Here is a 14729-nt window from a genome sequence, read left to right on the forward strand (position 1 = left end):
CCTGCCGGCGATGATTGCGCAGGAGATGAGCGATTGCGCGACCGCTGCGCCACCTGCCAGGATGAGGCCTTCAGAGCGGATAAAGGGTTCTATTGGGGGTAGGCGTCTCCGACATATTCAGTAACCTTATTTTTCGGGACCCTGAACACGGTGCGAGACACGCAAGTTTAGCGGCCGGGCAACGCCTGTCTAAAAGTGCGCTCTACTCCAGTACGGCATACCCCCAAGTTAGCGACCTGTGCAGGCTATTGAATAGTCTCGGAAACTACCTAGAAGCAATATCGGGCGGTATAACTGGGCGAATACTAGGAGGCCGCCCCCCAGGACCTGGCCCAATCTGACACCGCGGGTGTCGCACAGGGGCAGAAGATTCGGAAACTGCTCAGTGGCGCTTTCCATTGCCACGCTTGCGCTCCTGCACCAAGTGATGTTTTTGCCTAGACTGGAGTCTTGGCCGTATAACCGAATGCGCGTCAGAGCGTTGGCCAAAAAATACAAAAATAAGAGGATTCCCCCAAAATGTTCAAATCCATCTGTAAGGCACTCGCCTGCACGCTTGCTCTAGGGAGCATGAGTGCAGTCATGGCAGCTGATCCAGTCATCATCAAGTTCTCACACGTCGTCGCCGACCATACGCCCAAGGGCCAGGGCGCACTGATGTTCAAGAAGCTGGTAGAGGAACGCTTACCCGGTAAGGTCAAGGTCGAGGTTTATTCCAACTCATCGTTGTTTGGTGATGGCAAAGAGATGGAAGCCCTGTTGTTGGGGGATGTGCAGTTAATTGCGCCGTCATTGGCCAAGTTCGAACAATACACAAAGACCCTCCAGCTGTACGACCTGCCCTTTCTGTTTGATGACATCGCTGCAGTTGACCGCTTCCAGATGAGCCCGCAGGGCCAGGGACTGCTTAAGTCCATGGAGAGTAAAAACATCACCGGCCTGGCCTATTGGCACAATGGGATGAAGCAGTTGTCGGCCAACAAACCGCTGCGTGTTCCTGGGGATGCCCGAGGCCTGAAGTTTCGGGTGCAGGCTTCCGCCGTGCTTGAGGAGCAGTTCAAGGCCTTGCGCGCCAACCCGCGCAAAATGAGCTTTGCCGAGGTGTATCAGGGTTTGCAGACCGGTGTAGTCAACGGTGCAGAAAACCCTTACTCGAACATCTACAGCCAGAAAATGCATGAGGTACAGAAATACATCACCGAATCCAACCATGGTGTGCTGGACTACATGCTGATCACTAACACCAAGTTCTGGGACGGTCTGCCGCCGGATATTCGCAGTGAACTGGACAAGATCATCGTGCAGGTTACCGCGCAAGTTAACAAAGAGGCCGAACAGCTCAATCAGGACGCCAAGCAAAGCATCATTGCCGCCAAAACCACCGAAATCATTACCTTGACTCCTGAGCAACGCGAGCAATGGCGAGCCGCGATGAAACCCGTCTGGAAAAAATTCGAAGCTGATATTGGCCCTGAGCTGATCACCGCTGCGCAAGCCGCCAACACGGCTCAATGACCGGGAGGCAGGTGTTACCGACGTGGTAGCACCTGCCAGTCATTACGATACGGGAGATGCCATCCATGCAGGCCTTTCGGCGCATCTGGGAACACTTCGAGGAAGGCTTCATTGTCTTCCTTCTGGCCGCCATGACATTGGTAACGTTCGTCTATGTCATTCTCAACAATCTCTATACGCTTTTCTACCGTCTTGCCGACAACTGGGAAGGCGCCAGTAACGTATTGTTTGCCATGGGTGATGGCGTCATGAGCATGGCTCAAGCCATGACCTGGAGCACCGCACTCACCAAGGCGCTGTTCGGCTGGCTGATCTTCTTCGGCCTGTCCTATGGCGTGCGCACCGCCGGGCATATTGGCGTTGACGCGCTGGTAAAGCTGGCGAGTAAACCCGTCCAGCGGCTCATTGGAATCTTGGCCTGTCTTTGCTGCCTGCTCTATGCCGGCCTGTTCAGTACGGCCAGCTTCGAGTGGATTCATACCTTGATGTCGGCGGGAATAGGCGCCGAGGACCTTGGCCATTTCGGGATCATGCAGTGGCACATAGGGCTGATTGTCCCCGTGGGTTTTGCATTGGTTTTCATCCGTTTCGCTGAAATTTTCGTGCGCATCCTGCTGCACCGCCAAACCGGTCTCGGCCTGGCCGATGAAGCCGCTGACGTGATGAAACTGACCGAGCACGAGGACAATAAACCATGACCATTGCCTTCCTGTTCACGGCACTCTTCGCATTGATGTTCATTGGTGTGCCCATTGCCATTTCCTTGGGCTTGGCGGGCTCGCTGACCCTTGTATTTTTCAGCCCAGACTCAGTACGTTCCCTTGCAATAAAGTTGTTTGAAACGTCGGAGCACTACACCCTGCTGGCGATTCCGTTTTTCTTGCTTGCAGGCGCCTTCATGACCACCGGCGGCGTCGCACGCCGACTGATCGACTTTGCCAACGCCTGCGTCGGCCATATTCGTGGGGGGCTGGCCATCGCCGCCGTATTGGCCTGCATGCTGTTTGCAGCCCTTTCCGGCTCCAGCCCCGCGACGGTTGCGGCGGTAGGTTCGATCGCCATTGCCGGCATGGTGCGCTCTGGCTACCCGCAGGCATTCGGCGCGGGAATCGTCTGTAACGCGGGCACACTGGGTATCCTGATACCACCCTCAATTGTGATGGTGGTTTATGCCGCCGCCACCGAGACATCCGTTGGCAAGCTGTTCATGGCCGGCGTCATACCAGGCCTGTTGCTGGGGATAACGCTGATGGTGGCGATCTACATCGTCGCCGTTAAGAAAAACTTACCGGCCCTGCCACGTGCAACCCTGCGTGAGTTTCTGAGTGCTGCGCGTAAAGCCATCTGGGGATTGCTGTTGATGCTGATCATCCTGGGTGGCATTTACACCGGGATGTTCACGCCGACGGAAGCCGCCGCCGTTGCTGCCGTGTATTCAGCGTTCATCGCCTTGTTCGTCTATAAGGATCTGACGTTTCGCGAGACCCCTAAAGTGCTGCTGGACGCCGCCAAGTTGAGCATCATGCTGATGTTCATCATTGCCAACGCCATGCTCTTTGCTCATGTATTAACCACCGAGCAGTTACCCCAACAAATCACGGCCTGGGTGATCGAGGCGGGGCTGACACCGGTGACCTTCCTGCTGGTGGTGAACATTGTCTTGTTGGTGGCTGGCGCCTTTATGGAGCCCTCGGCCATTATCCTGATCCTGGCGCCGATCCTTTTTCCAATTGCCATAAAGCTGGGTATCGACCCGATTCACCTTGGGATCATCATGGTGGTCAATCTGGAGATCGGCTTGATCACACCCCCGGTCGGTCTGAACTTGTTCGTGACGTCCGCGGTGACCGGCATGTCAGTGCCTGCCACCATCAAGGCAGCCATGCCCTGGCTGGTGCTGTTGCTGCTGTTCCTGGTGCTGATTACCTATGTACCCTGGATTGCACTGGCACTGCCCAACTGGCTGGGCATGAATTAATGCCCGCCCTCCCCAACCAGGCATCCTCCGCGAGGTCCCTAAAAGGAAATCGCTATGATCGATATGAGCCACACCGATGAGTGCATGGGGCGGTGGCTTATTGATCGGTACGGGCGCCGTGCTGTTGATACTGTTCAATGGACGTATCGCCGGCATCAGCGGCATCGTCGGCGGTCTGCTACGCCCGGTGCCCGGGGATGTCGCCGGCGAGCTACATTTGTGCTGGGGCTGTTGATGATTTCGTATTGGTATAAGGAGGCCACACAAGCCCTATTCCTTACATTAAACAGCGCATAGGGACCGACAGAGATTCTCTTTTTTCGTTTTTCGCTGATTGCGGTTCAATGCGAGAGGCCAAGGCACGCGGGGCAGACCATTGCGCAAAGCGCTTTCATCGATAGGTGTAAGCCCACCTGAGCAAAGGTGGACTTGAGATTTTCGATAATGCCCCAGCGAGCAGCGTTCTGATTTGGCTAAAGGGTGTAAGAAATCCCCACTTGCACCGTACGTGGCTCACCCGGGTAGGCGTAGAAATTCAGGAATGAACCTTCTTCGTACTCACGATTGAACAGGTTCTTTATGTCGAGATTGAGCCTGACCTTTTCGTTGACCTTGTAGTAGCCAAGCAAGTCTACGACCGTGTAAGCCCCCATCGAGAACGTGTTGTTGGCGGTCTGGCCGGCACGCTCGGCCACGTATTTACCTCCCCCGCCGAGGCCCAACCCTTTCAGCGCGCCATCCTGGAATTCATACACATTGAGCAGGCTGAAGCTGTTGCGCGGAATGTTCGCCAAGCGCGTCCCGGTACGTACTGTAGTGTCTTTGGTCACTGCAGCATCCACATAGGCATAGCCGCCGATCACCCGCCACTCGGGCGTCAGGTTGCCGGCTATATTCAAATCGAAGCCGCGACTGCGTACCTGGCCTGTAGCGACTTTGAAGGCTGAGTCAACGGGGTCGTCCCCCTGGACATTTCTCTTGTCGATCTGGTAGATCGCCGCGTCGACGCTCAGCTGCTGGTCAAGCGCTTCCCACTTCACGCCCATCTCGTAAGACTTGCCCTTCTCCGGCTCAAACCCGCCGCCTTGGCGGCTGGCACCCGCGTTGGGCTTGAACGAGCGCGCGGCATTCGCGTAGATCGCGACAGTGTCAGTGAGGTCATACATCACGCCGACGCGCGGGGTGACGGCGTTGTCAGCAGAGTTCCAGTTTTTTACGCCGGGCACGTAGGATTCGTACTCGTGCTCGAAGCGCTCAAAGCGCGCACCAGCGAGCACCTTTAAACGCTCGGTCAGAGCCACTTGATCCTGTACGAAAGCTGCGTAAGTCTTGAGGTTTTCTTTGTCGTGGGTCGGCGTACGAGTCAGCGCCGGACGTGGCTGGCCATAGACCGGGTTGAAGATGTCAATTGGAAAATCGCCGCTGGAGCGTCGAATGATCGACTTGTAGTCGTAATCTTCGTACTCGACGCCAGTCAGCAACGTGTGATCAAGGCCACCCGTAGAAAAGTGCCCAGTCAGGTTCAGTTGATAGTCTTTATCGGTCCAGTCCAGCTTGCGGTAGTTGAAGTTGCGCTGGAGTGTTCGACCATCGGCATTCAAGCTGTTGGCACCGTTAGCCTCAACAGCATTACCCTTCATAGTCCCGTCCAGCCACTGGAAACCACCGCCCAGGGTCCAGTTGTCGTTGAGCATATGCTCGAAACGCAGCTGAGCCATGTTGTTATCGTTGTGCAGATTGCCGGCGTATCTTTCACCCCAGAAGGTGTCGCGGGACGGCGTACCGTGCTGGTTGGCGAAGCGGGTCAGGCCTCGGTCAAGCGGCTGGTTGTTGCGCATGAAGTCGCCTTCGAAAATCACCTTGGTGTCGTCCGTGACCTGCCAGCTCAGGACAGGCGTCACCCCATAGCGCTCGGTGGATACATGGTCGCGAAAGGTGTCTCCTCCCTCACCCACCAGGTTCAGGCGATAAGCCAGACGCCCTTGCTCATCCAGCGGGCCTGAAGCATCAAGGGTGCCACGTTTCATACCCTGATCGTCCAACTGGCTACCCAATGTGACCGTACGCTCAGGTAAAGGCTGCTTGGAGACCACGTTGAAGGTACCGCCGGGATCGCCCCGGCCATAAAGCATGGTCGCTGGCCCGCGAAGCACTTCGAGACGCTCAATGCTGTTGGCGTCCGGCATGCTTGGATAGCCCCGGTTAATCGGAAAACCGTTGCGGTAGAACTCTGCGGTTGTAAAGCCCCGCACGGTGAAACTGGTAAGCCCTTGCCCACCGAAGTTGTTCGCCCGGCCGACGCCACCGGCATAGTCCAAGGCCTCCTGCAAGCGGGTTGCACCAATATCCTCTACCACGTCTTTGGGCACCACGCTGATGGACTGAGGTGTCTCATGGATAGCGGTATCGGTGCGTGTCGCACTTGCAGAACGTGTAGCGCGATACCCTTTGACCGGCCCTTGAGCCGTCTCAGCGTCTATTTCGCCCGTGACATTGATGGCTTGCAGCTCAAGGCTGGCATTTTCGGAAGCGGCAACCTGCGTACAGACAAAAGGAGAAAACGCCTGAAGCACGCAAAGGGAAATCAAGGTACGACGCATGGAAGTTAGACCTAATGGATAAGCCGAATGGAAAGTAAACCTGCCAAAAAATTTGCAGCACACAATATACCAATCGTTCACATTTAACAGGGATTCTCATTTACCAACTATCGAATACCTGCTTTGTATCGGCCGAAAAACCAGAAAAAACGACTTGTAAGTAGGAGCAGCGTTTGACACTGCTCTGATAAAGAGAAAGGCCCACCAGCAGGATTACCACCAAAATCAAGCAGAGACTCGCAGAGCAGGGTGATTTTGCTCTGTATGCTCAAAGTAACAGTGCGTATGAGCACAACCTCGCCTGAATGGACAGGAACGAAAACGGGTGGCAGCCGCCAGCTGGGTTTTTCGGTACAAATTGGCTGGTAAGAGTCGAGATATGGGACTGGGCAGGCACCCCGAGGCAAGTCTGCCGTCGATCCGCTTGCCCATCGGAATGAAGAACTGGAAAGGCGACGGCTCTAAAAAGAGGCTGAGCGTTTAGCGCAGGATGCCGCCAAGGCGAAAGCAACCACTTTCAAAGAGGTCGCACTCGGCTACATCGTCGATCACAAACCAGGCTGGAAAAATACCAAGCATGCACAGCAATGGCAGGACACCCTATGCGTTCGCAGAAATAGGCAAACTTCCAACGCAGGAAATTGGCACTCAACACGTACTGAAAATTCTTAAGCCGATTTGGACAGTGATACCCGAAACCGCTAGCCGTGTGCGCAACCGCATCGAACGGGTTGTAGATGCGGTCAAAGCCGTGGGGCTGCGCGAAGGTGAGAATCCTGCTCGATGGGGACAAACTGCTGCCTCCTCGCGCCGAAGTACGTGCAGTGAAGCACCATGCAGCATTGGCATGGACAGAGCTTCCCGCCTTCATGAAGACCCTCGAAAAAGCAGAAGCGCTCAGCGCTAAAGCCCTCCGTTTACCATCCTGACGGCCTGCAGAACCAGTGAAGTATCGTGCAGTCATTGCCAGTGATTCGGGCTTGCCGAACGGTCGTATCCGAGAGTGCCATAGCGAACTCCTGAACAGAGTCAGGGCCAGATGCTCGTCTCGCTATCCAAGCTGCTCCAGCAAAAAACCGATTCAGTGCACATCCAAATCCAAGATCCTCATTCGGGACTTAACGCACTGGATGGAGCTGGATTTCAGTGGTTCGCGCCACAACGAAAAAAGGACCCGAAGGTCCTTATTTCAATCACTTGCAGAATTCAGTGTAACTCTGCAGTGCTATGTTTGGAGCGGGAAACGAGACTCGAACTCGCGACCCCGACCTTGGCAAGGTCGTGCTCTACCAACTGAGCTATTCCCGCGTCTTGGTGATGCGCATTCTATAGAATCCTCACCACCCGTCAACCCCTTGATTCAAAAAAGTTTTATTTCTTTTCCACGGTCGTGCGCAGATGGGGCCAGGCGGCGCGCAGGTATTGCAGCATGGACCACAGGGTCAGGCCGGCGGCGATCAGTAGCAAGGCATAACCCAGCAGCACCCAGAAGGTGAAGCTCGACGGGTTGGCCAGCAGGATGACCAGCGCCAGCATCTGCGCAGCGGTTTTCCATTTGCCCATGTTTGACACGGCCACGTGGGCGCGTGCGCCGATTTCGGCCATCCATTCACGCAAGGCCGAGACGACGATCTCGCGACCGATGATCACGGCCGCCGGCAGGGTCAGCCACAGGTTGCCGTGCTCCTGCACGAGCAGCACCAGCGCCACCGCAACCATCAGCTTGTCGGCCACGGGGTCGAGGAACGCGCCAAACGGCGTGCTTTGCTCCAGGCGTCGTGCCAGGTAGCCGTCCAGCCAGTCGGTCGCGGCCGCAAAGGCAAAGACCGAACTGGAGGCCATGTAGCTCCAATCATAAGGCAGGTAAAACAGCAAAATGAAAATCGGTATGAGCAGAACGCGTAGAACGGTGATCAGATTAGGGATATTCATCGGCACAACTGGCTACGAGGTGAGAAGGCATTCTACTCGCTGTGTAGGTTTGCATAAATCAACTCAGCGAGCTTTTTACTGATTCCGGGGGCTTTGGCTATTTCTTCAATGCTGGCACGGGACAATTCCTGCAATCCACCAAAATGTTTCAACAGTTCGCGTCGCCGCTTCGGCCCTACCCCCGCCACCCCTTCCAGGGTGGAGGTACGCCGGGTTTTACCACGTCGGGCGCGGTGACCGGTAATGGCAAAACGGTGGGCTTCGTCGCGAATCTGCTGAATCAGGTGCAATGCCGGTGAATCGCCCTTCAAAGTGAACTCATGGGCGGCATCATTCAAGTACAACGTTTCGAAACCGGCCTTGCGCGTCGTGCCCTTGGCCACGCCGAGCAGGATCAGGTCGGGCACCGCCAGCTCGTTGAGCACGTCACGGGCCATGGATAACTGGCCCTTGCCGCCGTCCACCAGCAGGATATCCGGCAGCTTGCCCTCGCCGTCCTTCAATTTGCTGAAGCGCCGGGTCAGGGCCTGGTGCATGGCCGCATAGTCATCGCCTGGGGTGACGCCTTCGATGTTATAGCGTCGATAATCGGACTTGATCGGCCCTTCCGGACCAAAGACCACGCAGGACGCCACGGTCGCCTCGCCGCTGGAATGGCTGATGTCGTAGCACTCCAGGCGTTGCGGTGGCTCGTCAAGCTTGAGCACGTCGGCCAGCGCTTCAAAGCGTGCGGCAACGTGCTGGCGGTTGGCCAGGCGCGCGCTCAGGGCCTGTTCGGCGTTGGTCACCGCCAGTTGCTGCCAGCGCGCACGGGTGCCGCGCACGCGGTGGCTGATGTCCAGCTCGCGGCCGCGCAGGGCGTGAATGGCGTCAATCAATGCGGGGAAGTCTTCGTGAACCACGTTGACGATCAGTTCACCCGGCAAGTCGCGCTCGGGACTGCTGACGTAGTACTGGCCGAGAAACGCGGCCATGACCTCGGCCACTTCCTCCTCGATCCCGGTCTGGGGAAAGAAGTTCTTGCTGCCCAGCACCCGGCCGCCACGCACGCTGATCAGGTGCACACAAGCCCCGCCCGGATTGACGAAGGCCGCAATCACGTCGACATCACCGGTACCGCCTTCCATGCTCTGCTGGTCCTGCACCCGTCGCAACAGGGACACCTGGTCACGCAGTTCGGCGGCCCGCTCGAAGTCCAGGACACTGGCTGCCTGCTCCATGGCGCCGGACAGTTCGCCGGCCAGGGCGTTGCTGCGCCCTTCGAGGAACATCACCGAGTGACGTACGTCTTCGGCATATTCCTGAGGCTCGACCAGCCCGACGCAGGGCGCCTTGCAACGCTTGATCTGGTATTGCAGGCACGGGCGGGTGCGGTTCTTGTAGAAGCTGTCTTCGCACTGGCGCACGAAGAAGGTCTTTTGCAGCAGGCTCAGGCTCTCGCGGATCGCCCCCGCGCTGGGGTAAGGGCCAAAATACTTACCCTTGTGCTTCTTCGCCCCGCGATGGATGCTCAGGCGCGGAAAGTCACCGTCCGACAGAAACACATACGGGTAGGACTTATCGTCACGCAGCAGAATATTGTAGGGCGGCCGCCATTCCTTGATCAGCGTCTGCTCAAGCAGCAGCGCCTCGGTTTCGTTGGCCGTGATGGTGGTTTCGACCTGGGCGATACGCCCCACGAGGGCGGCCGTCTTCGGCGCCAGGCCGGTTTTGCGGAAGTAGCTGGCCAGGCGCTTCTTGAGGTTCTTGGCCTTGCCCACGTACAGCAGGCGCGCCTCGCTGTCGAACATGCGATACACGCCTGGCCGGCCGCTGCAGGTCGCAAGAAATGCACTCGGATCAAACACGGTGTTTATTTCAGAGGCTTGCATTTCAGGCGCTGGCGTCCACCATGCCGTGGCGAACCGCCAGCAAGGTCAGTTCAACATCACTGCTGATTGATAGCTTCTCGAAAATTCGATAACGGTAGGTGTTCACGGTTTTCGGCGACAGGCAAAGCTTGTCGGAAATCGACTGGACCTTCTGGCAGCCGACGATCATCAGGGCGATCTGAATCTCGCGCTCGGACAAGGCATCAAACGGCGAGTCGCTGACCGGCTGAAAGGACTTGATCGCCAATTGCTGGGCAATCTGCGGACTGATGTAGCGCTGGCCGGCAAATACCAGGCGGATAGCCTGGACCATTTCCGCGAGCCCCGCGCCTTTTGTCAGATAACCTGCTGCGCCAGCCTGCAGAAGCCGGGTAGGAAAAGGGTCTTCTTCGCAGACCGTAACAACCACGACCTTGATGTCCGGATGACTGCGCAACAGTTTGCAGGTCGCACCAAGACCACCAATCCCCGGCATCTTGACGTCCATCAAGACCACATCGGGTTTCAATTCACGCGCTTTGATCAGGGATTCCTCCCCCGACTCGGCCTGACCGACTACTTGCAGGCCATCGATGTCAGCCAGCATTCGTGTAATGCCTGTACGAACGAGATCATGGTCATCGACTACTAGCACCCTAATCAAGCAGACACCTCGCGAAATGGTCTTATAGGTTGCTGAGCACCTTAGCAAAAAACCAAGGCACAGACCTAGCTGAACGCGTCATATATATAGAGTTTCAATACACTACGAACGCCTGCCGAGCGGCAGGCGGGGGTGTTTCCTGGGCAAAAGGTCAGGATTCCTTGAGGATCGACCGGGGTTTTCCACTCGCCGCTGAGGAATGCTCTGCCAAGGTGCTGGTCAGTCTGCGGATTGCATCCTGGTCCTCTTTAAACATCGCACGGTAGTTACCCAAGACCTTTTCTTCGATCTGGCTCAGGTTGTCCAAGTGGATGGGCGTCGGGCTACCTGTCAAAACAAACAGAATATCGACACCCTTCTCTGCCACGCGGGATAGGTAATCGGCCTTCGGCGCGCGCCCACCGCTTTCGTATTTTCCCTGTGCGTTTGCCTCCACACCTCCTATTTCACCAAAAACCTTTTGCGACAAGCCCAGTCGCTCTCTTTCTTGCCTTAAGCGCGAACCTATTCCACTCATTTGGATGTAATATCCTTTATGGCACACCCCAAGAGGTGACGATGTCATCTCGTTTTACACAAACTTGAACGGTTTTGAACTATGCCCGGAATCCGTACTGCTGCACAAGCCAAAGCCTGGCTGGAACATCAAGGCAAGTCGGTTCAGGCATTCGCCAGGGAACATGGCGTGGACCCGGCGACCACCTATCAAGTGCTCGCTGGGCGCAAAAAGGGGCGGCGTGGAGAAGCCCATAAGGTGGCGGTCCTTCTGGGCATGAAAGAGGGGATCATCCTTAACGAGGCGCAAAGCCTGTGCAATGATCAGGAGATCGGCTCCTAAAGAGCAGTATGCACCGATTCAAGTTGAGCGCGAGGTTTACCGGGACGACTGCGCTGACAGACAAACAGACTCCATCCGCCAGAAACAGCCCTCCTCACCGACAATACTCAGGCCCCGACGCTGATACAGCCTTTTTGCCGGATTGGTCTTGAACACCGTCAATCGCAAATAACCCCGGCTTTCGGCCCGAGCCTTGGCGAACATCTGCTCCAGCACCCAACTGCCAGCGCCCTGGCGGCGAAAATCCTCGAGTATGTGCAGCTCGCGAATATACAGCGCGTTGTCATCGCGGCTCAGACTGACGAACCCCACCAGCCTGTCCTCTTGGCAAATCAACCAGTTTTCCCGCCCGGCCCAGGCGGTGTCGAAGCCTTTGTCGGACCATGTCAGATCGTACTGCCGATAGTAATGGCCCATCGCCTGATGCGTCAGGCTGCGTGCAAAGGCCAAGTGCTGATCCGATGCGGCCTTGAGGGTGAATGCCATCGCGGCGTACTCCATTGCGTTACAGCATGACCTGCCAACCACTCCAGTTGCCGGCCTCCCTGCGGGCTATTACCAAGGCGTCGCCCACCCCCGGCGCAGCCGCAATCAACTCGCCATCAGGCCCCCAGATTGCGCTGCGCCCGGCACACACCCAGCCACCGGACGGCCCGCCATGATTGGCCATCAGCACCACCATCGAGTGTTCGCTGGCGTACCCCTGAAGCAACGCACTATCTGCGGCGTAACCGCCCTCGCTGATCAATACACCCGCTGCATAGACTGTAGCCCCAAGCGCCGCCGCATCACGCGGATGGCTGGCGTGGGAAAAGTCAGCGCAAACCGCCAGGGCAATCCGGTCCTCGCCCCACACCAACGCCTTGCCACCCGAGCCCGGCACAAATGCCGCGTCTTCACCGGGGTGCAGATGCTGCTTGCTGTACACCGCCAATGAGCCATCCGCCGCCAACACCAGCGCACCAATCAGCACCCCGCTGCTCGACGCCAAGCGAATCGGCATACCCACCACCACCGTCATCTGCAGCTCACGCGCCAGCTCTCGCAGGGGCGCAAGCACCGTATCGTCCGGCGCAATCGCCAGCTCCCGCGCCAGCGCGGGCTCGTAACCGGTCAGGGACAACTCCGCAAACACCAGCAGTTGTACGCCGTGCTCGGCGGCCGCAACCATCAACGCCAGGTGACGCTGGATATTGGCCGCCAGGTCGCCAGCAATGGAACAGGTCTGGGCACTGGCAATAATCAAAGCGGTCATGCTCGCATCCTGGCAATCATTGGGACTATCCATCCAGCATATCGGGACTTGCGCCATAGCGCTAAGTCGCTCATCGCGATAGAAATTACTGATTGAATCCAGCGGCATCCCTCAGTTAAGCTCCACCCCATCATTTGGAGAAACACCATGTTGCCACTCACCCTCACCCAGGCCTGCCCTACTGCCAACGCCCAGCGTTCGGTCGTGGCTACCCGCGTGAACGGTTTGAGCGCACTGGTCAGCTTTTATTTTGGGTATTGGTTTAGCCACTGGCGCGCCTGATACCTGAAATCGGCGCCCACTACTCAAGGGGTCGCCTGCCAGAGAAATCTAACCCCCGGTCGGCTCCCCGACCGGGGGTTTTGTTTTTCCAGCCCTGAACAATTTTTGCTACACACCGAACTTAAAGGAAATCACACCATGAACTTCACCACTTATTACCGTTACGACACCTGCACCGCCTGGCGATTTAGCAAGCTCCGTTCGGGACAGCCTGCCGCCTCCGATCGGTCACCTATTGGTGGCAAGCCAACACACGCAGCCAATACGGCCAATTGTCGAACACCCCAGTAGGGCAGAGCGCGCGGGAACAGCCCGCCGCTTGCCCAGGAAGCAGAAATCATGAACTCCTCTATCGCCGCACTGCCCGTTACCACCCTGTCCAGCGCCAATGAAGCGCTGACCCAGCGTTTGCCCAGCGCCCTTGAGCTCAAGCACCAATTGCCCCTGAGCCCGTTCCTGACCGAGCAAGTCAACGCTCATCGCCAGGCCATCCGCGCGATTCTCAATGGTCAAGACTCCCGCCTGCTCGTCATCGTCGGCCCCTGCTCGATCCATGATCCCGAATCCGCCATGGAATACGCGCGCAATCTGAAGAAGCTGGCCAATGACGTCAGTGACCAGATGCTGCTGGTGATCCGCGCCTACGTCGAAAAACCGCGCACCACCATCGGCTGGAAAGGCCTGGCCTACGACCCGCACCTGGATGGCAGCGATGACATGGCCGCCGGCCTCACGCTGTCGCGGGAACTGATGCGCGAAATGCTGCGCCTGGGCCTGCCGGTCGCCACCGAACTGTTGCAACCGATGGCCGCCGGCTACTTCGACGATGTGCTCAGTTGGGTGGCCATTGGCGCCCGCACCACCGAATCGCAGATCCACCGGGAAATGGCCAGCGGCCTGGGCATGCCCGTCGGCTTCAAGAACGGTACCGACGGCGGCGTAGCCATCGCCTGTGACGCCATGCGTTCGGCGGCCCACCCGCACCGCCACTTCGGCGTCGACAGCCAGGGCCATCCGGCGATCATCCAGACCCCGGGCAACGCCGACACCCACCTGGTGTTGCGCGGCGGCCACCGTGGCCCGAACTACGATCGCCAGAGCGTGGCCCAAGTCAAGACCGACCTGGCCAAAAGCAAAGTGGCCACGCGGATCATGGTCGATTGCAGCCACGCCAACAGCGGCAAGGACCCGATGCGCCAACCGGCGGTATTCAATGACGTGCTGGAGCAACGCTTGCAGGGCGACACCTCGCTGATCGGCATGATGCTGGAGAGTCATTTGTTCGAAGGCTGCCAGCCCCTCAGCCCGTCGATGCGCTACGGCGTCTCGGTGACCGACGGCTGCCTGGGTTGGGACGGGACTGAGCAGTTGCTGCGTGAAGCAGCCGCACGTCTGCGCGATCAAGCCTGACGTAAATCAGCGGAACTTTGCCGGGAAATAACCGCCTGAATCCGGTACGCTCACCTTTTTTATTCAAGGAGTTACCCACCATGGCCAAAGCCACCGCCCGTCACATCCTGGTTGCCACCGAAGACAAGTGCAACGAACTGAAAGTCCAGATCGAAGGCGGCGCTGATTTCGCAGTAGTCGCCAAAGCCAACTCCAGCTGCCCATCGAGCCGCGACGGCGGCAACCTGGGTTCGTTCGGTCCTGGCCAGATGGTCAAGGAATTCGACGCGGTCGTATTCAGCGCACCGGTCAATACCGTGCAAGGCCCAGTGAAAACCCAGTTCGGTTATCACCTGCTGGAAGTGACCAGCCGCCAGGACTGATCTACGTCTTCGCAGCACTCAACGGCCCGCCTTTTGGTGGGCC

The 14729-nt window shown here is 57.6% G+C and carries 14 protein-coding genes and 1 tRNA gene; 7 read left to right on the forward strand and 8 right to left on the reverse strand.

The window, feature by feature from the left end:
- Window positions 1-519: 519 nt before the first annotated feature.
- The 4 genes from PSH73_RS14385 (at window position 520) to PSH73_RS14400 (ending at window position 3728) form a co-directional block, all read left to right on the forward strand.
- Entirely contained in the window at window positions 520-1515 is a 996-nt protein-coding gene (locus tag PSH73_RS14385) for a TRAP transporter substrate-binding protein (RefSeq protein WP_057959265.1), read from the forward strand.
- A 65-nt stretch (window positions 1516-1580) separates the two neighbouring features.
- Complete coding sequence (locus PSH73_RS14390) at window positions 1581-2213, forward strand: TRAP transporter small permease (RefSeq protein WP_057959264.1); 633 nt, start codon at window positions 1581-1583, stop codon at window positions 2211-2213.
- Window positions 2210-3493 (forward strand): C4-dicarboxylate TRAP transporter large permease protein DctM, encoded by a 1284-nt coding sequence (dctM, locus tag PSH73_RS14395; protein WP_057959263.1) that lies wholly within the window; start codon window positions 2210-2212, stop codon window positions 3491-3493. The genes PSH73_RS14390 and dctM overlap by 4 nt, the downstream gene beginning before the upstream one ends.
- Window positions 3494-3569: 76 nt before the next feature.
- Window positions 3570-3728, forward strand: a complete 159-nt coding sequence (locus PSH73_RS14400; protein WP_178118094.1) for a YeeE/YedE family protein — start codon at window positions 3570-3572, stop codon at window positions 3726-3728.
- A 238-nt stretch (window positions 3729-3966) separates the two neighbouring features.
- Here PSH73_RS14400 and PSH73_RS14405 read toward each other — a convergent pair whose 3' ends face one another.
- From PSH73_RS14405 to PSH73_RS14430, 6 genes are all read right to left on the reverse strand, one after another.
- Window positions 3967-6093, reverse strand: coding sequence for a TonB-dependent siderophore receptor (locus tag PSH73_RS14405; protein ID WP_305460790.1), 2127 nt, complete (start codon window positions 6091-6093; stop codon window positions 3967-3969).
- Window positions 6094-7325: 1232 nt separating this feature from the next.
- A tRNA-Gly gene (locus PSH73_RS14410) sits at window positions 7326-7401 on the reverse strand.
- Window positions 7402-7464: 63 nt separating this feature from the next.
- Window positions 7465-8025: a CDP-diacylglycerol--glycerol-3-phosphate 3-phosphatidyltransferase gene (gene pgsA / locus PSH73_RS14415; RefSeq protein ID WP_057959261.1), complete on the reverse strand. Its 561-nt coding sequence runs from the start codon at window positions 8023-8025 to the stop codon at window positions 7465-7467.
- A 32-nt stretch (window positions 8026-8057) separates the two neighbouring features.
- Window positions 8058-9881 (reverse strand): excinuclease ABC subunit UvrC, encoded by a 1824-nt coding sequence (gene uvrC, locus PSH73_RS14420; RefSeq protein ID WP_305462718.1) that lies wholly within the window; start codon window positions 9879-9881, stop codon window positions 8058-8060.
- 16 nt (window positions 9882-9897) lie between these two features.
- The gene (uvrY, locus tag PSH73_RS14425) at window positions 9898-10539 is read right to left on the reverse strand and encodes a UvrY/SirA/GacA family response regulator transcription factor (protein ID WP_029293774.1); all 642 of its coding nucleotides are present in this window, start codon (window positions 10537-10539) and stop codon (window positions 9898-9900) included.
- Between the two features lie 151 nt (window positions 10540-10690).
- Window positions 10691-11056, reverse strand: a complete 366-nt coding sequence (locus PSH73_RS14430) for a helix-turn-helix domain-containing protein (protein WP_057959260.1) — start codon at window positions 11054-11056, stop codon at window positions 10691-10693.
- A gap of 81 nt (window positions 11057-11137) precedes the next feature.
- On the opposite strand from PSH73_RS14430, the gene PSH73_RS14435 reads away from it, so the two are divergent.
- Complete coding sequence (locus tag PSH73_RS14435) at window positions 11138-11377, forward strand: DNA-binding protein (RefSeq protein WP_057440874.1); 240 nt, start codon at window positions 11138-11140, stop codon at window positions 11375-11377.
- Between the two features lie 36 nt (window positions 11378-11413).
- On the opposite strand, the gene PSH73_RS14440 is transcribed toward PSH73_RS14435, so the two are convergent.
- The gene (locus PSH73_RS14440; protein ID WP_120734439.1) at window positions 11414-11863 is read right to left on the reverse strand and encodes a GNAT family N-acetyltransferase; all 450 of its coding nucleotides are present in this window, start codon (window positions 11861-11863) and stop codon (window positions 11414-11416) included.
- A 19-nt stretch (window positions 11864-11882) separates the two neighbouring features.
- Window positions 11883-12632 (reverse strand): carbon-nitrogen hydrolase family protein, encoded by a 750-nt coding sequence (locus PSH73_RS14445; protein WP_220172287.1) that lies wholly within the window; start codon window positions 12630-12632, stop codon window positions 11883-11885.
- A 621-nt stretch (window positions 12633-13253) separates the two neighbouring features.
- On the opposite strand from PSH73_RS14445, the gene PSH73_RS14450 reads away from it, so the two are divergent.
- Entirely contained in the window at window positions 13254-14324 is a 1071-nt protein-coding gene (locus tag PSH73_RS14450) for a 3-deoxy-7-phosphoheptulonate synthase (RefSeq protein WP_057959258.1), read from the forward strand.
- A gap of 80 nt (window positions 14325-14404) precedes the next feature.
- On the forward strand, window positions 14405-14686 hold the full coding sequence (locus PSH73_RS14455; RefSeq protein WP_128592944.1) for a peptidylprolyl isomerase: 282 nt from the start codon (window positions 14405-14407) through the stop codon (window positions 14684-14686).
- Window positions 14687-14729 lie beyond the last annotated feature (43 nt).

Source organism: Pseudomonas sp. FP2294 (assembly GCF_030687625.1).
Lineage (GTDB): Bacteria > Pseudomonadota > Gammaproteobacteria > Pseudomonadales > Pseudomonadaceae > Aquipseudomonas > Aquipseudomonas shahriarae.

Bases quoted from the DNA above. Each gene is read 5' to 3' on its own strand.
- PSH73_RS14385 (WP_057959265.1), top strand. From the start codon at position 520: ATGTTCAAATCCATCTGTAAGGCACTCGCCTGCACGCTTGCTCTAGGG.
- PSH73_RS14390 (WP_057959264.1), top strand. From the start codon at position 1,581: ATGCAGGCCTTTCGGCGCATCTGGGAACACTTCGAGGAAGGCTTCATT.
- dctM (WP_057959263.1), top strand. From the start codon at position 2,210: ATGACCATTGCCTTCCTGTTCACGGCACTCTTCGCATTGATGTTCATT.
- PSH73_RS14400 (WP_178118094.1), top strand. From the start codon at position 3,570: ATGAGTGCATGGGGCGGTGGCTTATTGATCGGTACGGGCGCCGTGCTG.
- PSH73_RS14405 (WP_305460790.1), bottom strand. From the start codon at position 6,093: ATGCGTCGTACCTTGATTTCCCTTTGCGTGCTTCAGGCGTTTTCTCCT.
- pgsA (WP_057959261.1), bottom strand. From the start codon at position 8,025: ATGAATATCCCTAATCTGATCACCGTTCTACGCGTTCTGCTCATACCG.
- PSH73_RS14430 (WP_057959260.1), bottom strand. From the start codon at position 11,056: ATGAGTGGAATAGGTTCGCGCTTAAGGCAAGAAAGAGAGCGACTGGGC.
- PSH73_RS14435 (WP_057440874.1), top strand. From the start codon at position 11,138: ATGCCCGGAATCCGTACTGCTGCACAAGCCAAAGCCTGGCTGGAACAT.
- PSH73_RS14440 (WP_120734439.1), bottom strand. From the start codon at position 11,863: ATGGCATTCACCCTCAAGGCCGCATCGGATCAGCACTTGGCCTTTGCA.
- PSH73_RS14445 (WP_220172287.1), bottom strand. From the start codon at position 12,632: ATGACCGCTTTGATTATTGCCAGTGCCCAGACCTGTTCCATTGCTGGC.
- PSH73_RS14450 (WP_057959258.1), top strand. From the start codon at position 13,254: ATGAACTCCTCTATCGCCGCACTGCCCGTTACCACCCTGTCCAGCGCC.
- PSH73_RS14455 (WP_128592944.1), top strand. From the start codon at position 14,405: ATGGCCAAAGCCACCGCCCGTCACATCCTGGTTGCCACCGAAGACAAG.